Below are 26,362 nucleotides of genomic sequence, written 5' to 3'. Positions count from 1 at the left end.
GAATTAAAGGGGGCGATCTAAGTTTTAGGAGCAGCACTTTAGTTTAGCGTTCCATTTACCCGCCTAATCCATTTGAAGTTTTAAGTCCTGGAGGAAGCTATTGGGGATGGTTTAATATCTTGGCGGAAATTTAGCCGATGCAGTAGCAACGATCCCATGGCCAGGTAAATCAACAGTTCCGTTTAGCGGACGGGGCCAGACCACTTTATGCAGGAGCTTGCGATACGTTCCAGTTCGAAGGGATTGTGGCGGTGATAGACAGGAGTGTGGAAAGGCAGAACGAAAAACTACCAAAAAGTAAAAATGAAAACAATGCTTAAACTTCGTGATAACGTCTCGCAATAAATAGTTACGGCATCGGTTGCTCGTTCCAGTACTTTTTGGACTGCAGGGGCTACGTTTGCTTCATAAACCGTTTTATTGAGGTAAATTTGTGGCAATTTTTGACATCGAAAAAGACGACCTACTGCGTTTGTCGGAGACACAGCTGGAGAATTTCATTGCTCGCCTTGCCGAAGCAGAAGTAGCAGCGCACGGGCATAGCCCTGCTTGGGTAAGTTGGTCAGGCTCGATCAATGCTCCGGATAACGGAATTGATATTCACGTCCAGATTCCTGTGGACAAACTCAATACAGGGTTCCTTGACAGGGCGGATACTATCCTTCAGGCCAAGAAACATTCGATGCCAAAGGGAGACGTAACGAACGAAATGGTCACGCGTGGAGTTTTATCATCAACGATCAGCGAGCAGGGGGCGAAAGGTGGTAGTTACATCATTGTCAGTTTGGCCGATGATTGCTCTCCCCCGATGAAAAATGCACGGATGTTAGCGATGCGCAATGCTTTGAAGGACGATCCCAACAAAGCCAATATCCATTTGGACTTTTACGATCGCTCGAAACTAGTTCAATGGGTGCGACAACACCCTTCAGTTATGCTGTGGTTAAAGGGGCAGCTTGGTCAAGGAAACTCGGGTTGGCAGGCATACGGAGCTTGGAGTAATCCGCCTCGAGGTGCTGACGATACGCTGATTTCGGCATCAGGCGTCTCAGTCACGTTGCCTTCGCAAAGGCATGAAAAGCTTAGCCTCGAAAATGCCATCGAACCGATGAGAGACCTCATCCGGACTACGGCTAAAGCGGTTCGCATCACTGGGTTATCCGGCGTAGGAAAGACCAGGATCGTGCAGGCACTGTTCGATGAGGCGGTTGGTAAAAATGCACTTGATCGGACATTGGCAGTCTACGTCGATACTGGTGCGAATCCGGACCCGTCGGCTACGGCGATGCTGGACAGGCTTGTTGCAGAGCGCCGGCGTGCCGTTCTGATACTGGATAACTGCCCATCAGAATTACATTCTTTGCTTGCCAGTAGGGTATCAGCCGCAGGCGGTGAAGTGAGACTTATCACCGTTGAGTATGACATCAGAGATGATAAGCCTCAGACAACCGAAGTAATCCACATTGAAGCAGTCGGACCCGAGATGGCGGAGCAGCTTCTGATCCGCCGCTTCCCGGGTATTGGCCAGAACAACGCTCGCCGTATAGCAGAGTTTGCAGATGGGAACGCGAGAGTATCCTTGGCAATCGCCGAGAGGGTGGAGGCAGGCGAGAGCTTGGCTCAGCTTTCTGACACTCAGTTGTTCAATCGCTTATTCGAACAGCGCAATCAGCCGGACAACGAGTTGCGGGAACAGGCTGAGATATTGTCCCTGGTATATTCGTTTTCGATCTCAAACGGGGAGGTTGGTGACCAGGAGCTGGACACACTTGGCTCGATCTCTGGCCATTCTCGTGCCCAGTTGTTTAGATCCGTAAACAAGCTATCGGAACGCCATGTGGTACAAAAACGGGGACATTGGAGAGCCATCCTGCCGCATGCTATTGCGAACAAACTAGCGGCGTCGGCACTCGATAGTATCCCGGTTGATAAACTCAGGGCAGTCTTTGAAAGACCGGGTCATCAACGATTACTAATGTCATTTGCACACAGGTTAGGTCTGTTGCACGACCATCCGGTAGCAAAGGAGATCGTTGAGACTTGGCTCCAATCTGATGGACTGCTAGGGCAGATATCCGAGTTGGACGAGATGTCACTACGAATTCTGGACTATATCAGCCCAGTTGCGCCTGAAGCTCTCCTTGACAGGATAGAAGCAGAACTTTCTGCGCCTGATTTCAAAGGTATGCATCCTCGTTACAAGTTGCAGCGGACTACGATTCTTAATTTATTGCGATTGTTGGCATACGAAGTAGACGCTTTTAACCGTTGCCTTAGACTGCTGATCCGTGCGGCGGATTATGAAGATGAGAGCAACAACTTTGACGCGGTTCGAACCAAGATCAGTACTTTTTTTCAAGCATACTTATCCGGCACACATGCTTCATTAGGACAGCGGATCACGATCATAAACGAGTGCTTTTCATCAGAAGTGGCGGGACGGAAGTCGCTAGGTTTCAGTATGCTTTCAGCGGCCTTAGGTGGGCCGCGGTGGACGGGAAGCGTTATGAGCGAATTCGGTGCTCGTCCCAGAAACTTTGGATTTCATCCAAACCATAAAGAACTCGTGGAGTGGCGTAGTGCCTTCGTCGACGTCACAGTGAAATTGGGCACATGTGGTGATACTGATCTTGAGGGGCCCGCACGGCGGACTTTGGCGGATGCGTTTCGGGGGATATGGCGCCAAGAAGCAATGAGGGGGAAACTCGTCGATGCGGCCCGTAAGTTGCATACTTACCAACCTTTTGGCGAGGGTTGGAGAGCCGTTCGATCAACGATTAATTTCGACTATTCCAATCACCAAGGAAAGGAAAATTTCCATCGTTTACCAGAAGAGCTCGCCGCCTTGGATAGAGAATTGAAACCCAACGACTTGGTGCCGGCAATAAAGACATATGTGCTCACTAAGGGCAGCTACGGGTCGCTGGATACCGATTTTTGTCATGAAGGTAATAATTATGATGAAGCTGAGAGGCGGCTCCAAGCCAAGTCACTGCGCTTGGGTGAAGAGTTTGCTACATCGGCCCATGAACTTGATGAATTGGGTTCCAACTTGTTTTCCAATGATTGGATGCCCTATCGTGCCACGTTTGGGAGGGGGTTGGCGAAGGGGGCTCTTGATCTGCGAGCTGGGTGGCGAAAACTCGTTGAACATTTGGAACAGCAGACCGAAGCCAGCAAGAATTTTGCTGTCCTTGGCGGCTTTATCGAGGAGACTAATTCTGTCGATCCTTCTCTAGTGCAGGAGTTGCTCGACCAATGCTTACAACATCCAGAACTTCGACAGGTATTGGTCGGCTTGCACCCGCTGCTCGATTTCAAAGAATCTGACCTAAGCCGTTGCGAGGTGCTTCTAGATCATCCAGCCACTTACCTTGGGATGTTCGGGCCAATCTTTTGGCAAGACGGGTACGCCAATTTGCCCGCGCGCCGTGTACTCAATCTCGCACAGCGACTCCTGACTAAAACGAATGGCGATGATGTGATTTTGGATGCGCTGAGTATGAAGTTGCATGACAAAGATGTCGCATTGGACACTCTTGGTCCCGAATTGCGACTGATCGGACTGCGAGCTGCGATCCAAAGGCTACAAAGGGATCACAATGATTTTGGCGGAAGTGTGGATTATGCCATGGAGAACGTCGTAGGTGCCGCGTTGCGCTTCGATGGCAATGAGACCGAAAAGTTGGTGTGGCTTGATACAATTTTCGCGGTTATTGATGCGAGCTATGGTCATGTCTATGCGTTTGAAAATGCCATTCAGGCGACTATCGCACTGATGCCAAAGGCGTTCCTCGATCGCGCTTTCCAAGGTACTGAAAAGCAACAGGATCTACGATTGTTGTTTATTAGCAATGGCAGCCTTGATAAGCCACCGCTCACGCAAATTAATGTCGAGGAGCTGATTGAATGGTGTAATGCCCGAAACGATAGCAGCGTTTGGGCATCTGTTGCGGCAGGTATCACCGTTTGGTCTAACCAGGGAGATATGGAGACTGTAAAGTTGTCCGATTCAGCGATGAAACTGGTGGAGGCTTCAAGCGATCCAGAGGCTGTTTTGGATGCTATTGCTGATCGCGTATTACCTTCAATTTTTTCAGGTGGCTTGGCGAACGCGATGAAACCTAGAGCTGCTGCAATTGGCATGTTGGTTGAACATAAAAACGTGAGGATTGCTGCAGCGGCAAAATCAATATCTGAAAAACTTGCTAATCGAATCGAGCGTGAAAAAGAGCGTGAACAACGAGAGCATAAGGGGCGCGAACAGCGGTTCGAGTGAAGTAAGTCTGCTTTAATGACTAATTGTTATTTAAAACCGAGGGCCGTTGATGATCAGAACGATCATTAACGGTCGTTGTCATTTTCATAGCGATGCCAAGTCGCTGCGATGTGCTTTGCCGAGAGGGGGCGGTCCGCCATTCGCACACGATCTCGGCTCTGGCCTTCTCGATCTGCAGGGGGACAGTGCGGGGCTGAAAATTGGCGTATCCTTAAGTTCATCGGGTCGCTGCGATTGCTGATGTGCTGAAATGAACGCGTCGTCGCTGAGAAAAATCTGAATTCAGGTGTTTGCGAGTGGGCTAGATCTTCCCGTCTCGGCTGACAACAAACCCGTAATAACGGATTTTGGCGATGAGGGTATTTTTGAGGGTATCGGTAACTGAAAGGTTTGGAAACCACTGAAAAATCAAGCGCTTAGCGGTCTCGTTGATAATCGAGTGGGAATGATTTGATGTCTAGCAACTGCTGGCACTGATAGGCAGTAAACCACACCTAAGCCCTTGATTTCACGGGCTTTTTTGTTATTTTGTCTGGCACTATGTAATCAACGGCCGCCAGGAGACCGTTACCTTCGGCCGCTATGGCGTCGGCGGCATGACGCTGGCGGAGGCGCGGGAGAAGCTGGGCGAGGCAAAGAAACTGATCACGGCGGAGAAGTCCCCGGCGAAAGGAACGGCGCGGAATAAGGCCCGCGTCAAGGACGCCGAGACAAGCGGCGGGATCAGCATCCGTGAATCATGTACCTGAGTCTCCGATATGCTTGCCACCAGAGGCAGACCGCGTTGATCGATGAGCAGATGGGGCTTGCAGCCAAGCTTGCCATGGTCGGTTGGATTGGGGCCGGTATGCTGTCCGCCGAGGGGTTTCTTTGGACGACGTTTTGTTTAGGCGTTCCAAGGCAGGCTTTTCCTGCCTCTTGCCTTCAATAAGATCAGGTTTAGGACAGCGCGGTTTAGCAAAAAGATGTGCAACAAAGGTTGGAGATGGAAGCTGGAAAGTCGCAGGCAAGACGCAAGCTTTGGACGGTACGGCAGGTAGATGATCTATTCGAAACGAAGAATAGCAGGCAATTGAGCGGCAAATTACCTGGACTTGCCTTTGTGTCAGGGCAAGATTTCAAGTAAGCTGCCGCCCGACTGTACTTTAGCGGTTGAGGATTGCCTCAGTTGTCGCGCCGTTCTTCACTTCGACAGTTCGCACAACCAGGCCGCCTTGTTGATCAAGAAGGCCCAAGCGCCGTGAATATTCATTATCCGAAATGGTTTCCCAATTCACATTACTGAGTACGTAGTATTGACCTGGTGGAACTTCATTAAACTCAAAACGACCTTCACCATCAGTAGTTTTAGTTTTATCATAGGTCGAGTAGCGTGGATCCTGAGAGACTGCTGCTGCCTTGCCTTCCATGAGTACCGCCTGGTACCACTGTTGCCTGTACTTTGTCACCGGTATTAAAAGTACTGCATTCCCGGCACCTTTTTTCACGGTGCCGCCCACTGTTTTCGCAAAGACTTGACCTTTTACAATACCGGTGCCACTTTTAGGAAGTGCATCATATTCAACGGCGTCAAATGGCAACGGAGTGAAGCTTGGACGTTGAGGTGCCACGCAGCCTCCAAGTAGTGCTGCAAGGGATGCGACCAGTACAATTTTTGTAATTTTCATCAGTTTATTTTCACTAAGATAGGAGAATCAGCGTTGGGTGTTGCAGTTGACAGTACCGCACTTCAAATTGGCATGACGGAACCTCTTGAATTATTGCATAATTTCACTGACGGTTTTAGATCCTATGTTTAAATTTTAGAGATTTAAATCGATCGCGCGATATACCCAGCAATGATTGGTAATCCCCCATTTTTAGAGCGCTTTAGAAGTAGAGGTTAAGCGGCCATGGCAAGCTTCTGTTTTGGCGTGATGCCGTCAAGTGCCATGTCGCGTCAGCCGTGATCGCTATTGCTACTCCACCACCAGCGCGCAAAGTCCCCCATCTGGCCGAGCGCACGAAGCAGATGACGGGCTAGTTTATCGTAGCCAATTATGCCGTTATTGCTCTCAGAAGCAGATGCTCTGTTGCTTACTCGGTCGGATATGTCATCCTTCGCCGTACTTTATGGCAAGGGCAGGCCATTTTGATTGAGCGCGGTAGTAGTCTCTGTAGGACAGGGGGATAGGAAGGCCCGGCGCGATCTCGTCGTAGGATCAGACAACGATATCAGCACCCGCTTGGTGCTTGGCAGAAAGCCAAAGGTCTCAACACGATTTATCTACTTCTTATTTACGCAGAACTATGGTGCGGGAGAGGCCAAACCACTGGTGACAATTCATTCTGTGGTTCTGTTGGCGCCTCCAAGCGCATCTTTTGATTATTGTTTGACCAATATCAAGGATATCATTACCCTGATGAAATTACCTTCTCTTGCATGAATATCGTTGATCTATAAGACTGCATGTATAGGCTGGTAACACCCCATCTATCCCGCCATAGAGAAAGAACGCAGTATGGAGCATTCATTTGGTGGTTCCTGGACCCAGATTAAGTTCGACATGCTGCGCAGGTGTTCGTTTGCTCGCAGAATTGCCCCACTCTGTTTGACGCGCCTTCCACTGCCTGGCAAACGCTGCCACGCGGTCGTATGACCCTGCATAGCCCAGCTCTTTCAGGTCCTCATGGATCTGCTTCAAATTGTGCCGCTTCTTACGCGGCTTCGTCGTCTCGGCCTTGAGCCACCCGGATAGCTGCACCGAGTATTTGTCTAATATAGCGTCGGACGGTATTGCGTGATATATGCAGTCGCCTGGCTATTTCTCGTCAGGCAGACCGAGACGAGCATGGCAGCCTATCGTCTCACTCCTCTTTTTCAAAGATGCGGATCTTCGCGCCGCCCTGGTAGTCCTGCAGCTCCGTTTCGCCATCGATGCGTATGTCTCCCTTCAATATCACCTCCACGCTGATATCGACTCTTTTGATGCGAAACGTTTCAATGTCGGTTGGGTGTATATCGATTTCCATGGAAATCGAGGCGCCTGGCGCGATCGTGGTGAATTTCGTCTTCAGCGCCGGATTGGCCAGGCCGCGGCGGGCGTAGGTGACGGCACCGGTATCGGTGTCGATGAATTTGACGATCGGGCCCGACTTGCGCAGGTAGTCGAGCGGAAAACCGATATCGCGGCTGCCGTCGTTGCGGATGGTGACCAGCACGTCCATCGGCTTGCGTTCATAGACGCAGCCAGCGTTGCCCATGCATTGCAGGGAGATGGAGAGGGGCGCGTGGGTGCTCGTCATGGTGTTTGCTTTCAATGGTAGTGCCATCAGCATGGCATAGATAAGGAGGCTCAGACAATATCGCATCGTATTTTCCTGCCAATTTTTTTGCTCAACAATTCCTGCGCTTCAATCGCGATATTCCAGCCGTGGCGTTTCAGGATCAGCGCGCCTTCCGCATACGACATGATCGATTGCGTCAGGTCTTGCGGCGAGGTGCCGTTGACGTGGCAAACGATGGGCGCGTCGAGCGTGCCGTCCGGCTTGAAATAGCGTACCGTTTCTTCGAACTCCGTGTACGAGTATTCGTCGGGCATGCCGACGCAATGTCCGAATTCATGCGCATACGTGGTCAGTTCCGTTGCCAGCGACACGTTCATCACGTCGCCGGTCACGTTTTCGCGGTCATAGCGCTTGTGGATCTGCAGCGTGTAGTGCTGATTCTCGTCGACCCAGAGGACGCGGAAAACCACGGGCAACACCTTTTGTCCGCATTGCGGATCATTGATTTCAAGCCGGAACTTGTTGTTCCAGTTGCCTTCGATGCCGGCCGTCGCGTTTTTCTGCGCCAGCGCCACCACGTAGGCGCGCTGCTTGACGCGCAGCGCCGCCGATTCCGTGCCCTTGTCGCTCTCTTCCAGCGCCTGTCCTGCAGCGTCCAGTACCGTGATGGCCTTGAAACGCACTTCCACCACCACCGGACCGTCCGATTTTGCCGGCACGTACAGCTTGAACCAGATCTTGTCCCTGTATTTGTGCGGCGTGCCGTCGTGCTGGTAAGGCTGGGCATAGCGGCCATACGAGGGACCGGCGATTTCCTTTTCATAGTCCGCGATCCAGCAGGCCGGCAGCTTGACCAGCACTTCCTTGCGGCGCTTGTTGTCCACCGGCGTCGTGCTGGAGTCGCCTGCCGGCTTATATTTCGGTTCCGGCGGGGTGCTGGTTCTGGCTGCCGGCTGCCCTGGCGAACCTGGTACCGGCGCCGGCGCCGGCGCTGTAGAGGGGGCAGGGTCGGGTGCCGGTGCCGGTGCCGATGCCGAACCCTGGCCGCCCATCGTTTTCAGCAGCTCGATCACCAGCGCCTCGGCGGCGGCCGCTGCAATCACATGCGTCAAGCCCTTTTCGTCGGTCATGCCGCTCTCATAGCTGCCATCTTCGCGCTTGATGCGGTAGGGCTGGCGCGGCATCGGTTCGCCCGTGTCGCGGTCGCGCAGCACAAAGCCTTCGTCGAACAGCTTGATGCGCGTGTCCGGCAGCGCCGGCAGCACGCCGGCCGCGCTGGCGGCGCCGTTGAGCACGTGCTGGCCGCCCTTGACCGTGAAGTTGCCGGGACAGGTAAACGTGATATTGCCGCCTTCAAGCGTGATCGACGATTGCCCGGCCTGCAGCGTGATCTTTTGATTGGCCTTGATGTCGATGCAGTCGTTGACCGAGAGTACGGTAATGGCCTTGTCGGCCAGGATTTCCAGTTGTCCCGTATGCGCCTGCAGCGACACGGGGCCGTTGGCGGCAATCGCCTGGATGCCGCCGGTGTGGGTAAACAAGCCATGTGCACTGGCCGACACGGACGAATAAGTGTGGCCGGCCGTCATGTGCAAGTCCGACTGCGTCGTCCACTGCAGCTGCTGGGCGGCAAACAGTACGGTCGAGCCTGGCGTAGCCCAGTTGATGCTGGCGGGCGCTTCCATCACGACCAGCGGCTGGCCGAATTTTTCCACCGGCTGGTCGGCAGCCAGCTTGCGCTCGCCCGCGCTGGCCTTCAGCGCCTCCTGTCCGCCCACGCTGGCCTGGTATTTGCCATCTTGCTGGGGATCGATCTGCTTGATCAGGTCCAGCTGGGCCTGTTTCGCGTCCTGGCTGAACAGGGCGGTTTGTTGTTGCGCGGCCTCGGCCAACGACTTGTTCAGTTCGGCCGCGCCTTTCAGCTGGGCCAACGCTTCCGTGGTGTCGAGCTGGGTAGATGCAATGCCCGCGCCAGTCTGTGCGCGGGCTGTGGTGGAGATGAGCACGCCTTCGCCGCCGCGCAGTACGGTCCAGGCGTCGGTGCGCAGTTCGAAGCCGCTGCCACGGTAACTGCCGCGCTGCGCCGTGTTGGCGCCTTGCTGTACCAGGTAACCGAGGTTCAGCTGCGTGGCCGCGCTGCTCGTCGCCAGGCGGGTACGCAACTGGCCAGGCGTGTCGTCGATGACCCACTGGTTATAGCCGCCGCCATCGAAATTGTGGCTGTGGATGCCGGAAATGACGCCGGCGTGATTGACGTCCGAATCGACGCCGGCCGCATAGGGCGGCGTGTCGCTGCCGGTATAGAGCTGGGCCACTACCAGCGGACGGTCCATGTCGCCTTCGATGAAGTCGACCAGCACTTCGGTGCCGATGCGCGGCGTAAATTGCGAACCCCAGTTCGGGCCAGCCAAGGCTTCGGCAACGCGCACCCAGGTGCCTGACGCTTCGTTGCCGGGCGCGTTGCCCTGCTGATCCGTGTTGTGCGCCATGCCGCCGGGATTGGCGGCGGCGCCACGTTGCCAGGCAAACTGGATGCGTATCTGATGGTCGCGCCTGGTGGTCGCCACGCTGTCGGGCAGGCCGACCACCAGCGCCGTTTGCGGCCCCAGCGCGCTGCTGGCCTGGCGCGCGGCGGTGGCGAGCGGCACGATGGCCACGCTGGTACGCGCGCAAGCGAAAGTATTGCGGTAGGTGCCCGCCTCGAGCTGGCCAGCAAGCAGGCTGGCGACGTCGCTCAGGCTGGCCACTGTCGATAATTTCGACAAGAGCGTCGTCAGTGCGCCGCCGGCCGGCCCCAGGTTGTTGCGTGCCTCGTGCTCGACCCAGAGCACGGTGAACTGGTTGGCGCCACCGGTATACTGTTCGTGCTGCAGCAGCTCAAAGGCGTGGCCGGCCGCCATGCGCCGCACCGCGCCAGCGCCCGTGAACTGCTTGTTCTCCAGTTCCAGTGCCTGCAGCATGCGCAAGCCGTGCGGATCGGCCGCAGCACTGTCGGCATGGCGCCGTTCGCCGGACCCGTCGTACAGGGGCAGGGGCGGCAGCTCGCCCGCCTGCAGGCTCGAACTGTGTTCGGCGGCCGGTGCCGACAGTTGCTGCGGGTCCCAGCTGCTGATGCCGACCGCATTGGCCCGCACCTGGCGCCGCGCGCTGAAGCTGTCGATGGCGTCATCGGTATCGCTGGCGCGCACGCCGTGAAAGCGCAGGCCAGCCACGCCCGGCGTCGGCGGCGCAACTGCCTTGCTGTCGAAAATCACCAGCTTGTGCTTGGCCTGCTGTGCGTTCTGTTGTTCGCCTTGTTGCGCCGCGCCATCGTCTTGCTCGTGCTCGAAGCGCCAGCTCAGGCCTTCGAAGGCGAGCACGCGGGTCAGGAAGTCCAGGTCGCTTTCGCGGTATTGGGTCCAGACGGGGCGGGGCGCCAGTTCCTGGCTGATATCGAATTCGAAGCGCACCTGCGGATAGTCGGCGAGCAGCTCCGTGATGAGGTCGCGCGCATTCTTGTCCTGGAAGATATAGCTGTCGCGGCGCAAGCCCAGCAAGGCCAAGGCAGGCTCGAGGCGCAGCCGGTAGCGCGCCACGCCGCCGTCGGCGCCGGCAAAGCCGCAGTCGGTGCACAGTCCGTGCCAGGCGCGCCAGCTGCCGTCGGGCTGCAGCAGCTTGAGCGTGATTTCCTCACCGAGAAAGCTGGCAAGGTCCAGGCCCGCCGCCGTGCTCAAGGCATCGACCTCGAAACGGAACAGCTCGTTGACCGCTTCGCGGCCCCTCATGCGCTCGGCCATCAGCGATTCGGGCAGGTTCGATGCCTGCGCCGTGGCCAGCGTGATCAGCCGCGCATGCTGCGACAGGCCGGTGCCGAACACGCCCTGAGGAGCTTCTGTCGTTGCCGGGCCGCTCATTACGGCAACGTGATGGTCAGGTTGGCCGTGCGCGGCGCCAGCTTGACGATATCGCTGTAGGCGTTCATCTGCTGTTCGGTGTTCTTGGCCAGCATGGTGCGCAGGCCCAGGTAGCCCAGTGCGCAGATCAGCGCGAATACCGAGCACAGCACCCACAGCGGCACGTCGTTGCGCAACTTGTGCGCGATCTGGTCGGGGCGTTCCGCATGTGGCGCAAAGCCCGCCTTCTTGCCCTTCATCTGGGCGATCTCGTCACCCAGGCGGGCCGTCAGGTAGGCCAGTTTTTCCGAGCCTTCGAGGATGTAGCGACCCTGGAAACCCAGCAGCAGGCACATGTGGAACACTTCCAGCGCCTGCAGGTGCGCGCTGCCGCGCGCGCGCAGCGCTTCAAGCCGGATGAAGAAGTTCTCGCCGGCCAGCTGGTCGCCGAACAGCACCAGTTGCAGCGGGCGGCGCGCCCACTCGTCGCGGATGGCATAGGGCGAGCGCAGGATGATTTCATCGACAGCCGCGCAAAATGCATACTTGGCCGCATCGATATCATCAGCCGAGGCGGCATGTTTTTTCGCCGCGTGCCCGAACTCGTCGAGAAATTGCGTCATTTTTCTGATGAAGTCGGCATTGTCTTGCGGGCCGCTGCCGTTTTTCAGCATGAACAGCGCGTAGAAACCGTCGTACATCAGGTCCGTCAGCGTGTGTTCGGTACCCGGGCCGGCCGGTACGCTCGATGCGTAAGCGGCGGAGCCGCCGGACATCAGGGAGGGGGCGTTTGCATTCATCGTTTATCTTCAGGAAGTGATGGCGACAAGTTCAAGTTTCAGATCCCGCATGCCGGACGGAACGTAGATGGAAATCGACTGGGCCTGCAGCATGCGGTCGTACATCTGGCCCTTCGCCTCAATGGTGAAGTAATAGGTATCGGGCCGCACCGGCACGGCGGCCGGCACTTGCGGCGTGTGCTGCAGGCGCACGCCGGGCAGGGCCGACAGCACGAATTTTTCCACATCGTCGGGTGCGCCGATCTTGAAGCGCAGCGGCACCACGTCCACCAGTTCCACGCCTGGCAAATCGGCCGAGACGCCCAGGTAAAACGCCGTCCTGTCGTCGATCTTGCCCGAATCGAGCTTGCCGTGATGGTAAGACGGCTTGACCTCGGTCAATGCAATGGCGAAATATTTTGAAGAGATCACCGTATCGAGCAGTTCGCGGATGATCGCGTGCAGCCGTGCGAACGACGGCCCGGGATCGGCATGCTGGTAGGCCGGCAGGTCGGCCAGCGCATGGGTTTTCGAGAACGTCATCAGCGCGCCGGCCAGCGCCAGCAGTGCTTCGTACAGGCGTTCCGGGTGCAGCGCCGGATGATGGAAATAATGACTGAGCGAGGCGAACGCCGAACTGGCCGTGTGCAGCAGCCAGAACGAGGACATGTCGCCGGAGCGAAATTCGATCACATTCTTGCTCGGTTCGCGGTGGTGTCCGTACAAGGCGTTGACCTTTGCCTGCAGCGCATCGATCAGGCGGCGCAGTTGCAGGAACAGCAGCGGGGCGCTGCGGATCGACAGGCTAGGCGGCACGAACGACGGGTCCGGCTCGAAGCCGCCGGTCGACAGGCGACGCAGGCGCAGCAATGGAAAATTCACATACGAATCGCGCGGTTCCGATTCGGCCACCAGGCGCAGCGATTTTTGCAGGTAGGCCAGTTCGGCCTGCGCCGCATGGGTGTACAGGTCGGGCGTTTCCAGGTTGGCCTGACCGTAGCGCGCCGCACCGTTGGGCTGGTCGGGCGCGGCAAAGTTGCCGCCGAAATGCTTGAAGGCGGGCAGGGCGGCATAGAACGTGACGGTTTGCTGCGATTGCAGCAGCTTGCTCAGGTCCAGGGCCTCGGGCAACTCGTCGGCGCCGGGAGCGTTGTAGATTTCGCCGTCCTGGAACACCAGCGACAGTTCCAGCAGCCGCAGCGTGTTATTGCTCAGCGCATCGCGGTCGATCTGCACGTGGTTGACACCCCAGGCGTAGGGATGCAGCGCCTTGATGCTTTCGTGCAGGCGATGTTCATGGTACTGGTCTTGCTGCTGGAAGTGCTGGGGGCGCAGAAACAGACCTTCACCCCATAACAATTTGCTTGTAATGCTCATCGATTGCCCTTTTTTCCGAAGAAGTAAAAGCGCGGAGAACGCTGCCGCTCCCGGGTTATTTTGAAGCGCGATCGGCGCGTTGCCGGAGCGTCCGATCATTCAATCTTTGCAATAGGAAATTATGTGCTTTTTTCGCAACTGCAACAACATTAACATTATCTTGAAGAAAGGTGCGTACGGTACGTTTCCCGCATGGTGCCTGCCTTTGCGGGCGGTTGAAATGTGAGTTTTCGCGTATTTTCTATTGAACGGAGTCAATATTAAATCCATGTTAGTCTCGGCAAAAATACGAATTTGGCAACTATAAATTGCAAGTTTTTTAATGACCGCGTCATCTTTTTTTTGAGGGAAATCAGACCATGTCTCGCCAATTCACATTGCATTTTTTTGCCGCTGTTGCCTGCGCATTGACGCTCAGCGCCTGCAGCACCGCACCTGCGGTCAAGACGGCGCCGCCGCCGCCCTCGCTTGACGAACTGATGGCCAAGGCGACCCAGGCCGCCAGTTCGGGCAACAACGAAGCGGCCATGGGTTTGTGGAAACAAGCCGCCGTCGAATTTCCAGCCGATAAGAATCCATGGGTTCGCATGGCGCAGACCCGCTATGAGGCGGGCCAGTACGGTGACGCCATCATCAATGCCCAGGAAGTGCTGGTGCGCGACCCGGCCGACAAGCTGGCCAACAGCGTCATTGCGATCAGCGGACTGCGCCTGTCGACGCGTGCATTGGCCGACTTGAGCCGCCAGAATAATCTGTCCGGCCCGCTGCGCACCGAGTCGCAGGACCTGGCCAAGCTGTTGCGCGAAAGCCTGGGCGAAACCGTGCTGGTACCGGCCCCGGCCGCAGCGCAGGTACGCGACAAGCCGCCGGTGCGTTCGCAGCGCAAGGGACAGAGCAAGACTGCTGACAGCAGTGCCAATCCCTTCGATGGTTTGAAGTGAAGCTGAAGCAGTAAGGCGATCTACCAGGGGCATCGCGGATGCCGCCCATTACTCGTGAAGGGATGTGTCATGTCAAAAAAAGAAAGTGTTCAAAAACGCCTGCAAAAGGTCCGGCCGCCACGCGTGCAGATGACGTATGACGTGGAAATCGGCGATGCGATTGAAAACAAGGAGCTGCCCTTCGTGATGGGCGTCGTGGGCGACTTCGGCGGCAATTCCGAAGTCGAGCAAAAACGGCTGAAGGACCGCAAGTTCATCGGCATCGACCGCGACAATTTCGACGAAGTGCTCAAGGGTGTCGAGCCGCGCGCCGCGTTTGGCGTAGCCAACGAGCTCAGCGATGAGGGCGGCCAGCTGCGCGTCGACCTGCGCTTCAAGTCGCTCAACGACTTCCGTCCCGAGGCGGTGGTGGAACAGGTGGCACCGTTGCGCCGCCTGCTCGAGGCGCGTACCAAGCTGGCCGACCTGCGCAACAAGCTGGCCGGCAACGACAAACTGGAAGATATCCTGAACGACGTGCTCAACAGCACGGAGAAGCTGGCCCAGCTGGAACAACAATCCACCGCCAAGAAAGACTGATCCCATGTCCGCTCAACTGACCCCCGCGTCCGGCGCCGCCGCGACCACCGATATCGGCTTGCTCGACCAGATCGTCGAACAAAGCAAGGTTGCCAAATCCAGCGTCGAGCATGCGCGCGCCAAGGACCTGATTTCAGAACTGGTCAGCCAGGTGATGGAGGGCACCGTGGTGGTGTCGAACAACCTGGCGGCCACCATCGATGCGCGCGTTGCCGAGCTGGACAGACTGATTTCACGCCAGCTCAGCGTCATCATGCATGCGCCCGAATTCCAGAAGCTGGAAAGCAGCTGGACGGGTCTGCATCACCTGGTTGACAACACGCCCACCGGCACCAACCTGAAGATCAAGCTGCTCAACGCCACCAAGCGCGAGCTGGTGCGCGATTTCCAGAGCGCGCTGGAATTCGACCAGTCGACCATGTTCAAGAAAGTGTATGAGGAAGAGTTCGGCACTTTCGGCGGCGCTCCGTTCGGCGCGCTGCTGGGCGACTTCGAGTTTACGCGCCAGCCCGAGGACATGTATTTCCTCGAACAGATGTCGCATGTGGCCGCTGCGGCCCACGCACCCTTCATTTCGGCCGCATCGCCCGAACTGTTCGGTCTTGAAAGCTATGCCGACCTCGGCAAACCACGCGACCTGGCCAAGGTGTTCGACACGGTCGAATACGCGAAGTGGAAGTCGTTCCGCGAATCGGAAGATGCGCGCTACGTCGGCCTCACGCTGCCGCGCTACCTGGGGCGGCTGCCGTTCAACCCGGCCGATGGCGCCACCGTCGACGGTTTCAATTTCGTCGAGGACGTCGATGGCACCAACCACCAGAAATACCTGTGGTGCAATGCCGCCTATGCCTTCGGCGCCAAGCTGACGGCGGCTTTCGACGACTACGGCTGGTGCGCGGCGATCCGCGGCGTGGAAGGCGGCGGCCTGGTCGAAGACTTGCCGACGCATACCTTCAAGACCGACGAAGGCGAAGTGGCGCTGAAATGCCCGACCGAGATCGCGATTACCGACCGGCGCGAAAAAGAGTTGAGCGACCTGGGTTTCATTTCGCTGGTGCATTGCAAAAACACCGATTACGCGGCGTTCTTCGGCGCCCAGTCGGCGCAGAAGGCCAAGAAATACAACACCGATTCCGCCAATGCGAATGCGGTGCTGTCGTCGCAGCTGCAATACATCTTTGCCGTCTCGCGCATCGCCCATTACATGAAGGCGATGATGCGCGACAAGATCGGCAGCTTTGCCGCCGCGTCCAACGTCGAAGATTTCCTCAACCGCTGGCTGATGCAATACGTGCTGCTCGACGATAACGCCAGCCAGGAGCAGAAGGCCCAGTTCCCGCTGCGCGAAGCGTCGGTGCAGGTGTCGGAAGTGCCGGGCCGTCCCGGCGTCTACCGCGCCATTTCCTTCCTGCGGCCCCATTTCCAGCTCGATGAGCTGTCCGTTTCACTCCGTTTGGTCGCGGAGCTGCCGCAATCGACCAAATCCTGATTTTTTCATCAACAACCGAAAGGAATGACATGGCAATCGACGTTTACTTGCAAATTGATGGTATCAAAGGCGAATCCACCGACACCTCCCATAAAGATTGGATCGAATGCAAGTCGGTCCAGTGGGAAGTGCTGCAGCCGAAGTCCGCCACCGCCTCGACCGGCGGCGGCCATACCGCCGAACGTACCGAGCACAAGGATATCGTGGTCGCCAAGCTGGCCGACCTCGCCACGCCTCTGCTGCTGCAAAATTGCTCATCCGGTAAAACGATCCCGAAAGCCAAGTTCGAATTCCTGCGCGCCGACGGCCAGGGCGAGCGCATCAAGTATTTCGAGATCGAGCTGGAAAACGTGCTGATCAGCAGCGTGGCGCCGTCCGTCGCTGCTGGCGACATCCTCGGCGAGAACGTGTCGATCAAGTATTCCAAGGTCAAGTGGAAATACACGCAGCAAAAAGTCGGTGGTGGCTCGGGCGGCAATACCTCTGGCGGTTGGGATCTGTCGGCCAACAAGACGATTTGATCGACAACGGCCCTTGCCGGATGACGCCGTTCCGGCTAGCCGCCGACGGTGACTCCGGCTTGTGCCTGCGTCACTGATGCTTCTGAATCAAAGGGCCGCCGCAGGCCGCCCTTTTGTTCCTTCCCACCGCCAACGACAGGATACCGATGAAGGGTTTTACGCCGGGGTTGTTCGACCGCCTGATGGACACGCCCGTCCAGGGCGCTTCCAGTAGCACCGTCTCGCGCCTGTCGCTGGAGGATTTGAAAGATACCGTGGCACGCGACCTGGAGGCGCTGCTCAACACGCGCACCGTGATACCGGAAGCGCTGCTGAAAAAATTTCCCGAATGCGGCCGTTCGATCGTCACCTACGGCCTCAATGATTTCGCCGGCCTGAGCTTGTCGAGTTCCGACGACCGCGCGTATATCTGCCAGTGCCTGGAAAAAGCCATCGCGCGCCATGAGCCGCGCCTGCGCAGCGTGCGCGCTTCGCTGGAAATCCAGGAAGGCTCGATCAACCGCCTCAATTTCGCCATCACCGCGCTACTGGTGGTGCACTCGGCCCAGGAGCCTGTCAACTTCGACGCCATCCTGCAGCCGTCCAGCCTGCATTACACGATCAGCAAGGCGCGCCGTACGGCGCAAGGAGCCTGAACTTGGAAGAATTATTGCCGTACTACGAACGTGAACTGGGTTTCCTGCGCCGCTATTCGCGCGAGTTTTCCGAGCGCTACCCGAAGATCGCGGGACGGCTGCTGATCGGCGGCGAAGTCTGCGAAGACCCGCATATCGAGCGCATGATCCAGTCCTTCGCGCTGCTCAATTCGCGCATCTCGAAACGCCTCGATGACGACTACCCGGAATTCACCGAGGCGCTGTTCGAGGTACTGTATCCGCATTACCTGCGGCCATTTCCTTCGTGTTCGATCGCACGCCTCGACTACAGCGGCGCGGCGGCGCAGCTGACGGCCGCCACCGAGATCGCGCGCGGCACCGAGCTGGCGACACGCCCCGTCAAGGGCGTCGCATGCACCTTCCGCACCGCGTATCCGGTCACCGTGGCGCCGCTGGCGCTGACGCATGCGGCGTTTGCCGCCATCATCGACGCGCCCGAGCAGGTGCAACTGCCGCCAAACGCCACTTCCAGCGTCAGCATCGTCCTCGAAGCGACCGCTGATCAGATCAGCCTGGCGCAACTGGGCGTCAAAAAGCTGCGCGTGTTCATCGACGGCGAGCCGTCGTTTTGCGCTGCGCTGCGCGACGCGCTGTTCATGCGCACGGTCAAGGCCTATGTGGAAGCGGACGACGGCGGCCGCTGGAACGCGCTGGCGCAGCTTCCCGTCAGCACCGCCGGCTATGCCGAGGACGATGCGCTGATCCCGTTTTCGGCCCGTTCGCATCCGGCCTACCGGCTGCTGACCGAATATTTCTGCTTTCCCGAAAAATTCAATTTTTTCGACATCGACCTGGCCGCGCTGTGCGCGCCGCTGCCGTCCGGCTGCAGGCGCATCACCTTGCACCTGGCCCTGGCCGGCCTGCGCACCGATTCGAATACGGCGCGCATGCTGGGCACCATGACGACCAATAACCTGCTGCTGGGCTGCACGCCGGTGGTCAACCTGTTCCGCCAGCGCGGCGAGCCGATCCGGCTGACGCACACGGCCGCCAGCTATCCGGTGCTGGCCGATGCGCGCCGCGCCTATGCCTTCGAGGTGCAGGCCATCGAATCGGTCAAGCTGGTGCGCCAGACGCCGCAAGGGGAGTCGATCACCGAATTTCGCCCGTTCTATTCGCTGCGCCACGGCCAGATGCCGGCCAAGGACGGGCATTACTGGGTGATGCGGCGCGATGACACCGTCAGCGAAAAAAGCCCCGGCTACGAGACCGAGATTTCCATCGTCGACATCGATTTCGACCCGGCCGCGATCGAAACCGATACCCTGAGCCTCGAGTTGAGCTGCACCAACCGCGACTTGCCGGCGCAACTCACCTATGGCCTGCGCGGCGGCGACCTGTTCCTGGAAGGCGGATCGAGCGTGCGCAGCATCCACTTCCTGCGCAAACCGACGGAGTCGCACCGCTTCGAGCGGGGCCGCGGCGCGCACTGGCGCCTGATCTCGCACCTGTCGCTGAACCATCTGTCGCTGTCGGGCAGCGGCCTGGAAGCGTTCCAGGAGATGCTGACCCTGTATGACTTGCCCCGCTCGGCGGCCTCGCAACGGCAGATCAGCGGCATTGCCGCGATCGACCACAAGGCGGCCAACGCCTGGCTGCCCGGCAATCCCTTCGCCTGTCTGGTGCGCGGCCTGGAAGTGCGGCTGACGCTCGACGAGGAAGCTTTCGTGGGCAGCGGCATCCATGCGTTTGCCCATATCGTCGAATGTTTTCTCGGCCTGTACGTGCATGCCAACAGTTTCACGCAACTGGTGGTGCTGTCGAAAAAATCGGGAGAGGAGTTGTTGCGATGCAAACCACGCAGCGGCGATTTGAGCCTAGTGTAATCGAGCGCCTGTTCGCCGAGCCTTACCGCTTCCAGTACTTCCAGGCGGTGCGCATGCTCGAAATCTGGCTGGTTCGCAACGGCATGGCGCGCGAGGGCGCGGTGGCCAACTACCTGCGCTTTCAAAATTCGGTGTCGCTCAATTTCGCGCCCAGCCAGCTTGAGGCCGTGCAGGCCGAACCGCGCGAGCTGGGCGCCCTGGCGGCCGACATGCGCGCGCTGGGCGAAGCCGTGCGGGGCGGCGGACTGAAATACGTGCGCATCACGCCGGCCTTCATGGGCTTTCTCGGCGTGGCCGGCGCGCTGCCCGCCCATTACACGGAACGCATCGCCGCGCACCAGCTGTACGAAAAGGACGAAGGACCGCGTGCTTTTCTCGACACTTTTTCCAGCCGCGCGCTGGCGCTGTTCTACGAAGCGTGGCGCAAGTACCGCCTGGAACTCAAATACCAGCTCGATGGCAGGGACAAGTTCCTGCCGCTGCTGCTGTCGCTGGCGGGGCTGGGCCATGCGTCGCTGTGCCAGCGCCTTTACGACGATGGCGATGGCGTCCTCGACGAGTCGGTGGGATTTTTTGTCGCGGCCATGCGGCACCGGCCGCCATCGGCGGTGGCGATCGGCCAGGTATTGTCCGCGTATTTCGGCCAGAGCATCAAGGTGACCCAGTTTGTCGGCTGCTGGTACGACGTGCCGCGCGACCAGCAAAGCAGCCTCGGTGGCATGAACGCGATGCTGGGTTCGACGGCGCTGGTCGGCGCGCGCGTCTGGCAGCGCGATTTGCGCATGCGCCTGGTAGTCGGGCCGCTGGCGCGCGCCCATTTCGACGCCTTTTTGCCGGGCGGGGCGGCCGCGCGCGCGCTGGAAAAAATGCTCACCATGTTTACCGGCCTGTGCCTCGAATACGAAGTGCAGCTGGTGCTGCGCGCCGAGGATGTGCATGGCGTCACCCTGGAGCAGCCGCGCAGCGGCGGGCGGCTGGGCTGGGACAGTTTCCTGATCACCGCCGGCGCCGCGCAGGACCGTGGCGACGTGCGCTACGAACTGCATACGCTGGCATGAACTATCTTTCTTTTTTATCCGTTTCCACACAAGGACCTTTGCCCCATGAGCATCAACCTCAAGACGCTGATCAGCAAGCTCAATGACACCAGCCGTACCGCCGCCACCCGCGCCGCCGGCATTTGCGTCGGCCTCGGACAATACGAGGTCGACCTGGAACACCTGTTCCTGGCCCTGCTGGAACAGCCGGCCAGCGACTTTGCGCTGATCGCCCGCCACAGCGGCATCAGCGTCAGCATGCTCGAAGCGGACTTGCAGGCCGAAGTGGCGCGCCTGCAGACCGGCAATGCGCGCACCCCCGTGTTTTCGCCCCGGCTGCCGAAGCTGTTTGAAAACGCCTGGCTGATCGCGTCGCTCGACGTGCAGGCGGGCCGCCAGGCCAGCATCCGCAGTGCGCATCTGCTGCAGGCGCTGCTGACCGACCCTGAATTGGCGCAGCTGGCTTACCGGGGCTCGAAACTGTTCAACAAATTCAAGCTCGACGACTTGAAGCATAACCTCGACAAGATCACGCAAGGCTCGCAGGAGGCGGCAGGCGCTTCGGCTGCCGATGGCGAGGCTGGCGAGGGTGGCGAGGGTGGCGAGGGAGGAGGAGACCCCGTCGGCGAACTGGCAGGGCGCGCGGCCGCGTCGAAAACTCCGGCGCTGGACCAGTTCACCACCAACCTGACGGCGCGCGCGCGCGACGGCAAGGTCGATCCGGTGATCGGCCGCGATGCGGAGATCCGCCAGGCCATCGATATCCTGATGCGGCGGCGCCAGAACAACCCGATCCTGACGGGCGAGGCGGGCGTGGGCAAGACGGCCGTGGTCGAAGGGCTGGCCCTGCGCATCGCGCTGGACGACGTGCCCGATGTATTGAAGGGCGTCGAGATCCATACGCTGGACATGGGCCTGCTGCAGGCCGGCGCCAGCGTCAAGGGCGAGTTCGAGAACCGCCTGAAAAACGTCATCGACGAAGTCAAGAAAAGCCCGCACGCCATCATCCTGTTCATCGACGAAGCGCACACCATGATCGGCGCAGGCGGCACGGCCGGCCAGAACGACGCGGCCAACCTGCTCAAGCCGGCATTGGCGCGCGGCGAGCTGCGCACGATTGCCGCCACCACCTGGGGTGAATACAAGAAGTATTTTGAAAAGGACGCCGCGCTGGCGCGCCGCTTCCAGGTCGTCAAGATCGAGGAGCCGAGCGAGGAACTGGCCTGCGCCATGTTGCGCGGCATGGCACCGCTGATGGAAAAGCATTTCAATGTGCGCATCTATGACGAAGCCATCACCGAAGCGGTACGGCTGTCGCACCGCTACATCATGGGGCGCCAGCTGCCCGACAAGGCCATCAGCGTGCTCGATACGGCCTGCGCCAAGGTGGCGCTGGGCCAGAACGCGACGCCGGCCCTGCTGGAAAACCTGGTCAAAAAGCTGGACCGCATCGGCGCCGAAGTCGCCACGCTCGAACGCGAGGAAAAGAGCGGCGGCAACCACCTGGTGCGTCTGAAAGACTTGCGTGAGCAGCGCAGCGCCGCCGCCGGCGAGCATGCGGCGCTGGCCGCGCGCTGGGAAAACGAAAAGACGCTGACCGGAAAGGTCAGGGCGGCGCGCCAGGACCTGGAAAGCGCCGGCGTCAAACCGGACGCCAGCCAGGCCGGCGATTTGCAGGCCCTGCTCAAGGACTTGCGCGTGCTGCAGGGCGAAACGCCGATGGTGCCGGTGCAGGTCGACGGCCACGTGGTGGCGGAAATCGTCGCCGGCTGGACCGGCATCCCGCTGGGGAAAATGGTCAAGGATGAAATCCGCACGGTGCTCAAACTGAAGGACATGCTGGAAGAGCGCGTGCTGGGGCAGTCGCATGCGATCGAAGCGGTGGCGCAGCGCGTGCGCACCTCGCGCGCCAACCTGGACGATCCGAACAAGCCGAAGGGCGTGTTCCTGTTCGTCGGTCCGTCCGGCGTGGGCAAGACGGAAACGGCGCTGGCGCTGGCCGACGTGCTGTATGGCGGCGAACGCAAGCTGATCACCATCAACATGAGCGAATACCAGGAAGCGCACAGCGTATCGGGCCTGAAAGGCTCGCCGCCCGGCTATGTCGGCTATGGCGAAGGCGGCGTGCTGACCGAGGCCGTGCGGCGCAACCCTTACAGCGTGGTGCTGCTCGACGAAGTGGAAAAAGCCCACCCTGACGTGCTCGAACTGTTCTTCCAGGTCTTCGACAAGGGCGTGATGGAGGATGCGGAAGGGCGCGAGATCGACTTTAAAAACACCATCATCATTCTCACCTCGAACGTCGGCTCGAGCATCCTGATGCAGGCCTGCCTGAATGTGGCGGCGCCAGACCTGCCGACGCCGGAGCAGCTGGAGGAAAAGCTTCGCCCGCAACTGATGAAAACCTTCAAGCCGGCCTTTTTGGGACGTTTGAAAGTGATCCCGTTCTATCCGATCTCGGACGACGTGCTGGTCAATATCATCGGCCTGAAACTGGGCAAGATCGCCCAGCGCATCGCGGCCAATCACAAGGCCGAATTCAGCCATGACGAGGCGCTGGTCGAGGCCGTGCTGGCGCGCTGCACCGAAGTCGATTCGGGCGCGCGCAATGTCGACAATATCCTCAACGGCACGGTGCTGCCCGAGATCGCCGAGTCGGTGCTGGCCAAAATGGCCGAAGGCGCAGCGATTACGAAAATCAAGGTCAGCGCCAGCAAGCAGGGGCAGTTCAAGTACACCATCAAGTAGGTACTGCCGCCATGGTGCGTGGAGAGGAGGGGCGCAATCTGTTCACCCGGTTTCAATCGCGCTCCGGTGATATAAATTCCTCGCTACAATAATTGTTAAATATGCAAAACTTGGTAAACGACTGACGGGAAGCGCATGTCATCCACCTCGACCGACAAGATTGCTGACGCGCTGGCTGCTTTCACGAGCGCCACGCGGCTGTACGAGTTGACCTACGGCGAGGACGCGGACAGCGGCTTGCTGGTCGAAGCCTTTGCCGCCGACGAACGGCTGCAGGAGGTGGGCGCGCGCGACATCATCGCCTTGTCCACCAGCGCCCATGTGGCGCTGGCGTCGCTGCTGGGCCAGCCGGCCAGCCTGCATATCAGCCTGGCGGACGGCACGCGCACCCCATTTTCCGGCTATATCAGCGCCGCCGCCACGCTGGGCAGCAATGGCGGCCTGGCGCGCTACCGGCTGCGCATCACCCCATGGCTGTGGCTGCTGACCCAGGCGCATAACAGCCGCGTCTGGCAAGACAGGAGCGTGAGCGCCATCGTCGACGAGGTCTTGCAGGCGTATGCGCCGTACGCGCTGTGGCGCTGGAGCGACGAGGTGGCGTCTTTCATGCAGGAAGCGGGCGAACGCAGCTATTGCTGCCAGTACCGGGAATCGGACTACGATTTCGTGCGCCGGCTGCTGACGGAAGAAGGGCTGGCCTGGCGGTTTGACGGTCAGACCATGGTCGTCTTTGCCGACAGCAGCCAGGCGTTCGCCACGCCCGAGGACGCCAGCAGCGCGCAAGGCGGCGGCTTGCGCTTTCATGGCGCGCGCGTTGGCGAGCCCGGCGACAGCGTGCAGGCCTTGAGCGCGCGGCGCAGCCTGCAGGTGGGCCTGAGCAGCGTACTCAGCTATGACTACAAGGCGAAAAAGGCCGTGGCCGCCAGCGTGCCGACCAACATGGCCCTTGGCGGCAAGAATGCGCCGGTGCTGGAAAGCTACGATACGCCGGGCCAGTACTGGTACGCCAGCGCCGCCCAGGCGCAGCGTTACGCGCAGTTGCAGATGCAGGCCCATGAAGTGCGCGCCCAGCTGTGGCAGGCGCGCTCGACCGTGCGCACCTTGCGCGCCGGCACGCGTTTTACCCTGACGCAGGGTCCGTTACCGCCCGCCGATGGCGCCGCATCCGAATATGTCGTGCTGCGCGTGGCCAGCATCGGCGTCAACAACCTGCCGGTGCCGGCACTGGAGGGATTGGCGGAACTGTTCGGCCCGATACCGGAATTGCTGGAGGAAACCGTGGCGCAGTGGGGCGACGGTTTTCCCGATGTCGCCGCCGCGATCGCGCAGGCACAAGCCAGCGGTTACGCCAACTGCATCGAGATGATCAGCGCAGGCACGCCGTGGCGTCCGCTGCAGTATGGCAACGATGCGCGCCAGCATGCCAGGCCGACGGCCCTGGGCAGCCAGAGCGCCATCGTCGTGGGCGCCGATGGCCAGGACGCGGCCAGCGGCGCCGATGAAATCTATTGCGACAGGCTGGGCCGGGTGCGCATCCGCTTTCACTGGCAACAGGAAACGGCCGCGACCTGCTGGGTGCGCGTGGCGCAGTGCGCGGCCGGCGGCGGCATGGGCAGCCAGTTCCTGCCGCGCATCGGCCAGGAAGTGCTGGTGCAATTTTTGGAAAACGATATCGACCGGCCCGTCATCGTCGGCGCGCTGTACAACGGCCAGGGCGAGGGCGGAAGCAAACCGACCCCGGGCGGCATCGGCGGCGAGCCAGGCGACGCCGGCGTGTTCCAGCCGGCCCACGATCACGCGGTAGCGGGTCAGGGCAATCTGGCGGGCGGCAACAGTCCCTTGTGGCATGGCGCCGCCGGCGCCAGCGCGGCGCACCGCAATGCCAGCGCGCAATGGGGCATCCGCAGCAAGGAGTTCGGCAAGGCTGGAGGAGCGGCGGGCTACAACCAGCTGCTGTTCGACGACACCGACAGCCAGGGCCGGGTGCAACTGAAAAGCAGCCATGCGGCCAGCGAACTCACTCTTGGCCACCTGATCCATGGCGCCGACAATTACCGGGGCAGCCTGCGCGGCGCCGGTGCCGAGTTGCGCACCGATGCGTATGGCGCGGTGCGGTCCAAGGCGGGCTTGCTGGTGAGCAGCTATGTGCTCAGGCACGAGGCCGCGCAACGCGAGCCGGCCGGCGACAATGCCGGTGGCATGGCATTGTTGAAGCAGGCTGTACTGCTGGGCGACACCTTCAGCCAGGCCGCACAAACGCATCAAACGGTGGCCTACGCCAGCCATGTCGGCGCCAGCGCCGCCAATGCCAGCGAACTCGACGAGCAGGCGGCGCCCCTGAAAGCCATGCAGGCCAGCGTGGCGGGCATGCATGAACAACTGCCGCACACCAAGGACTCGCTGATCGCCATTGCCGCCAAGGCTGACCTGGGCCTGATCGCCGGCCAAGACCTGCAGCTGGCCAATGGCGAGAGCGTCATCCTGATGAGCGGGCAGGACACGCAATGGAGCAGCGGTGGCCAGTGGCGTTTGCACACGGGCCAGGCCATCGGCATGCTGGGCGGCGCAATGAAGGCCGGGGAGGGTGATGCCGGGGTGCAGCTGATCGCCGCCCAGGGCACCATCGACGTGCAGGCGCAAGGCGATACCTTGCGGCTCCAGGCGCGCGACGAGGTCAACGTCATCAGCGCCAACGCGCATGTCGACTGGGCAGCGCTGAAAAGCATCCGTTTGTCGACGGCGGGCGGTGCCAACATCACGATCGAAGGCGGCAACATCACGATCCAGTGTCCGGGCAAGATCACCGTATTTGCAGGCAAGAAGAGTTTTATCGGGCCCACGCGCGCGCCGTATGTGATGCCGCCGCTGCCATCGAGCACATGTAAAAGCTGCATTTTGAGCGCCATGCAGCAGGGCGCAGCGGGAGTGCTACGGTGACGCCCGGCAGCGTTTCAGCATTGCACGGCTGGGTCCGGGCCAGTCTTGGGCGGC

General features: G+C 59.6%; 16 protein-coding genes and 2 pseudogenes. 11 read left to right on the top strand and 7 right to left on the bottom strand.

Annotated features, from left to right (window positions below; all coding sequences use genetic code 11):
• The first annotated feature begins 433 nt into the window (after positions 1-433).
• Positions 434-4,279: a P-loop NTPase family protein gene (locus AC54AG_RS24570; protein ID WP_456131204.1), complete on the top strand. Its 3,846-nt coding sequence runs from the start codon at positions 434-436 to the stop codon at positions 4,277-4,279.
• A gap of 527 nt (positions 4,280-4,806) precedes the next feature.
• A pseudogene (locus tag AC54AG_RS24565) lies at positions 4,807-4,998 on the top strand (integrase arm-type DNA-binding domain-containing protein); the annotation flags it as partial.
• An 8-nt stretch (positions 4,999-5,006) separates the two neighbouring features.
• Here the strand turns inward: AC54AG_RS24565 and AC54AG_RS24560 are convergent.
• The 7 genes and pseudogenes from AC54AG_RS24560 to tssK all read right to left on the bottom strand — a co-directional run.
• Positions 5,007-5,144, bottom strand: a pseudogene (locus AC54AG_RS24560) (IS5/IS1182 family transposase); the annotation flags it as partial.
• 280 nt (positions 5,145-5,424) lie between these two features.
• Positions 5,425-5,946, bottom strand: coding sequence for a hypothetical protein (locus AC54AG_RS24555; RefSeq protein ID WP_496631859.1), 522 nt, complete (start codon positions 5,944-5,946; stop codon positions 5,425-5,427).
• A gap of 843 nt (positions 5,947-6,789) precedes the next feature.
• A complete protein-coding gene (locus tag AC54AG_RS24550) occupies positions 6,790-7,023 on the bottom strand; it encodes a hypothetical protein (protein WP_496631857.1) in 234 nt (77 codons plus the stop codon).
• Between the two features lie 103 nt (positions 7,024-7,126).
• Positions 7,127-7,564, bottom strand: a complete 438-nt coding sequence (locus tag AC54AG_RS24545) for a hypothetical protein (protein WP_496631855.1) — start codon at positions 7,562-7,564, stop codon at positions 7,127-7,129.
• Between the two features lie 50 nt (positions 7,565-7,614).
• Complete coding sequence (locus AC54AG_RS24540) at positions 7,615-11,439, bottom strand: type VI secretion system Vgr family protein (RefSeq protein ID WP_496631853.1); 3,825 nt, start codon at positions 11,437-11,439, stop codon at positions 7,615-7,617.
• Positions 11,439-12,218, bottom strand: a complete 780-nt coding sequence (gene icmH, locus AC54AG_RS24535) for a type IVB secretion system protein IcmH/DotU (RefSeq protein WP_070304023.1) — start codon at positions 12,216-12,218, stop codon at positions 11,439-11,441. Before icmH ends, AC54AG_RS24540 begins: the two co-directional genes overlap by 1 nt.
• A 9-nt stretch (positions 12,219-12,227) precedes the next feature.
• The gene (tssK, locus tag AC54AG_RS24530; protein ID WP_496631851.1) at positions 12,228-13,574 is read right to left on the bottom strand and encodes a type VI secretion system baseplate subunit TssK; all 1,347 of its coding nucleotides are present in this window, start codon (positions 13,572-13,574) and stop codon (positions 12,228-12,230) included.
• A 359-nt stretch (positions 13,575-13,933) separates the two neighbouring features.
• Between tssK and AC54AG_RS24525 the strand changes: the two genes are divergently transcribed.
• The 9 genes from AC54AG_RS24525 to AC54AG_RS24485 all read left to right on the top strand — a co-directional run bounded on the left by AC54AG_RS24525 (position 13,934) and on the right by AC54AG_RS24485 (position 26,308).
• The gene (locus AC54AG_RS24525; RefSeq protein ID WP_456131202.1) at positions 13,934-14,515 is read left to right on the top strand and encodes a tetratricopeptide repeat protein; all 582 of its coding nucleotides are present in this window, start codon (positions 13,934-13,936) and stop codon (positions 14,513-14,515) included.
• Between the two features lie 69 nt (positions 14,516-14,584).
• The gene (gene tssB / locus AC54AG_RS24520) at positions 14,585-15,094 is read left to right on the top strand and encodes a type VI secretion system contractile sheath small subunit (protein WP_034752195.1); all 510 of its coding nucleotides are present in this window, start codon (positions 14,585-14,587) and stop codon (positions 15,092-15,094) included.
• Positions 15,095-15,098: 4 nt separating this feature from the next.
• On the top strand, positions 15,099-16,583 hold the full coding sequence (tssC, locus tag AC54AG_RS24515) for a type VI secretion system contractile sheath large subunit (RefSeq protein WP_034752193.1): 1,485 nt from the start codon (positions 15,099-15,101) through the stop codon (positions 16,581-16,583).
• A gap of 29 nt (positions 16,584-16,612) precedes the next feature.
• Complete coding sequence (locus AC54AG_RS24510) at positions 16,613-17,104, top strand: Hcp family type VI secretion system effector (protein WP_034752191.1); 492 nt, start codon at positions 16,613-16,615, stop codon at positions 17,102-17,104.
• A 146-nt stretch (positions 17,105-17,250) separates the two neighbouring features.
• Positions 17,251-17,739, top strand: coding sequence for a type VI secretion system baseplate subunit TssE (tssE, locus tag AC54AG_RS24505; RefSeq protein ID WP_034752188.1), 489 nt, complete (start codon positions 17,251-17,253; stop codon positions 17,737-17,739).
• A 2-nt stretch (positions 17,740-17,741) separates the two neighbouring features.
• Positions 17,742-19,586 carry a type VI secretion system baseplate subunit TssF gene (gene tssF / locus AC54AG_RS24500; protein ID WP_034752186.1) on the top strand — a complete coding sequence of 615 codons (1,845 nt, stop codon included), beginning with the start codon at positions 17,742-17,744 and terminating at the stop codon, positions 19,584-19,586.
• A complete protein-coding gene (gene tssG, locus AC54AG_RS24495; RefSeq protein ID WP_072453894.1) occupies positions 19,550-20,644 on the top strand; it encodes a type VI secretion system baseplate subunit TssG in 1,095 nt (364 codons plus the stop codon). Before tssF ends, tssG begins: the two co-directional genes overlap by 37 nt.
• A 45-nt stretch (positions 20,645-20,689) precedes the next feature.
• Complete coding sequence (gene tssH, locus AC54AG_RS24490) at positions 20,690-23,371, top strand: type VI secretion system ATPase TssH (RefSeq protein WP_496631846.1); 2,682 nt, start codon at positions 20,690-20,692, stop codon at positions 23,369-23,371.
• Positions 23,372-23,506: 135 nt separating this feature from the next.
• A complete protein-coding gene (locus tag AC54AG_RS24485; protein ID WP_496631844.1) occupies positions 23,507-26,308 on the top strand; it encodes a type VI secretion system Vgr family protein in 2,802 nt (933 codons plus the stop codon).
• Positions 26,309-26,362: the final 54 nt, after the last annotated feature.

It is taken from the genome of Janthinobacterium sp. BCJ23 (genome assembly GCF_059617945.1).
The sequence above is the reverse complement of the archived record's forward strand: the minus strand, read 5'-3'. Positions and strand labels throughout refer to the sequence as shown.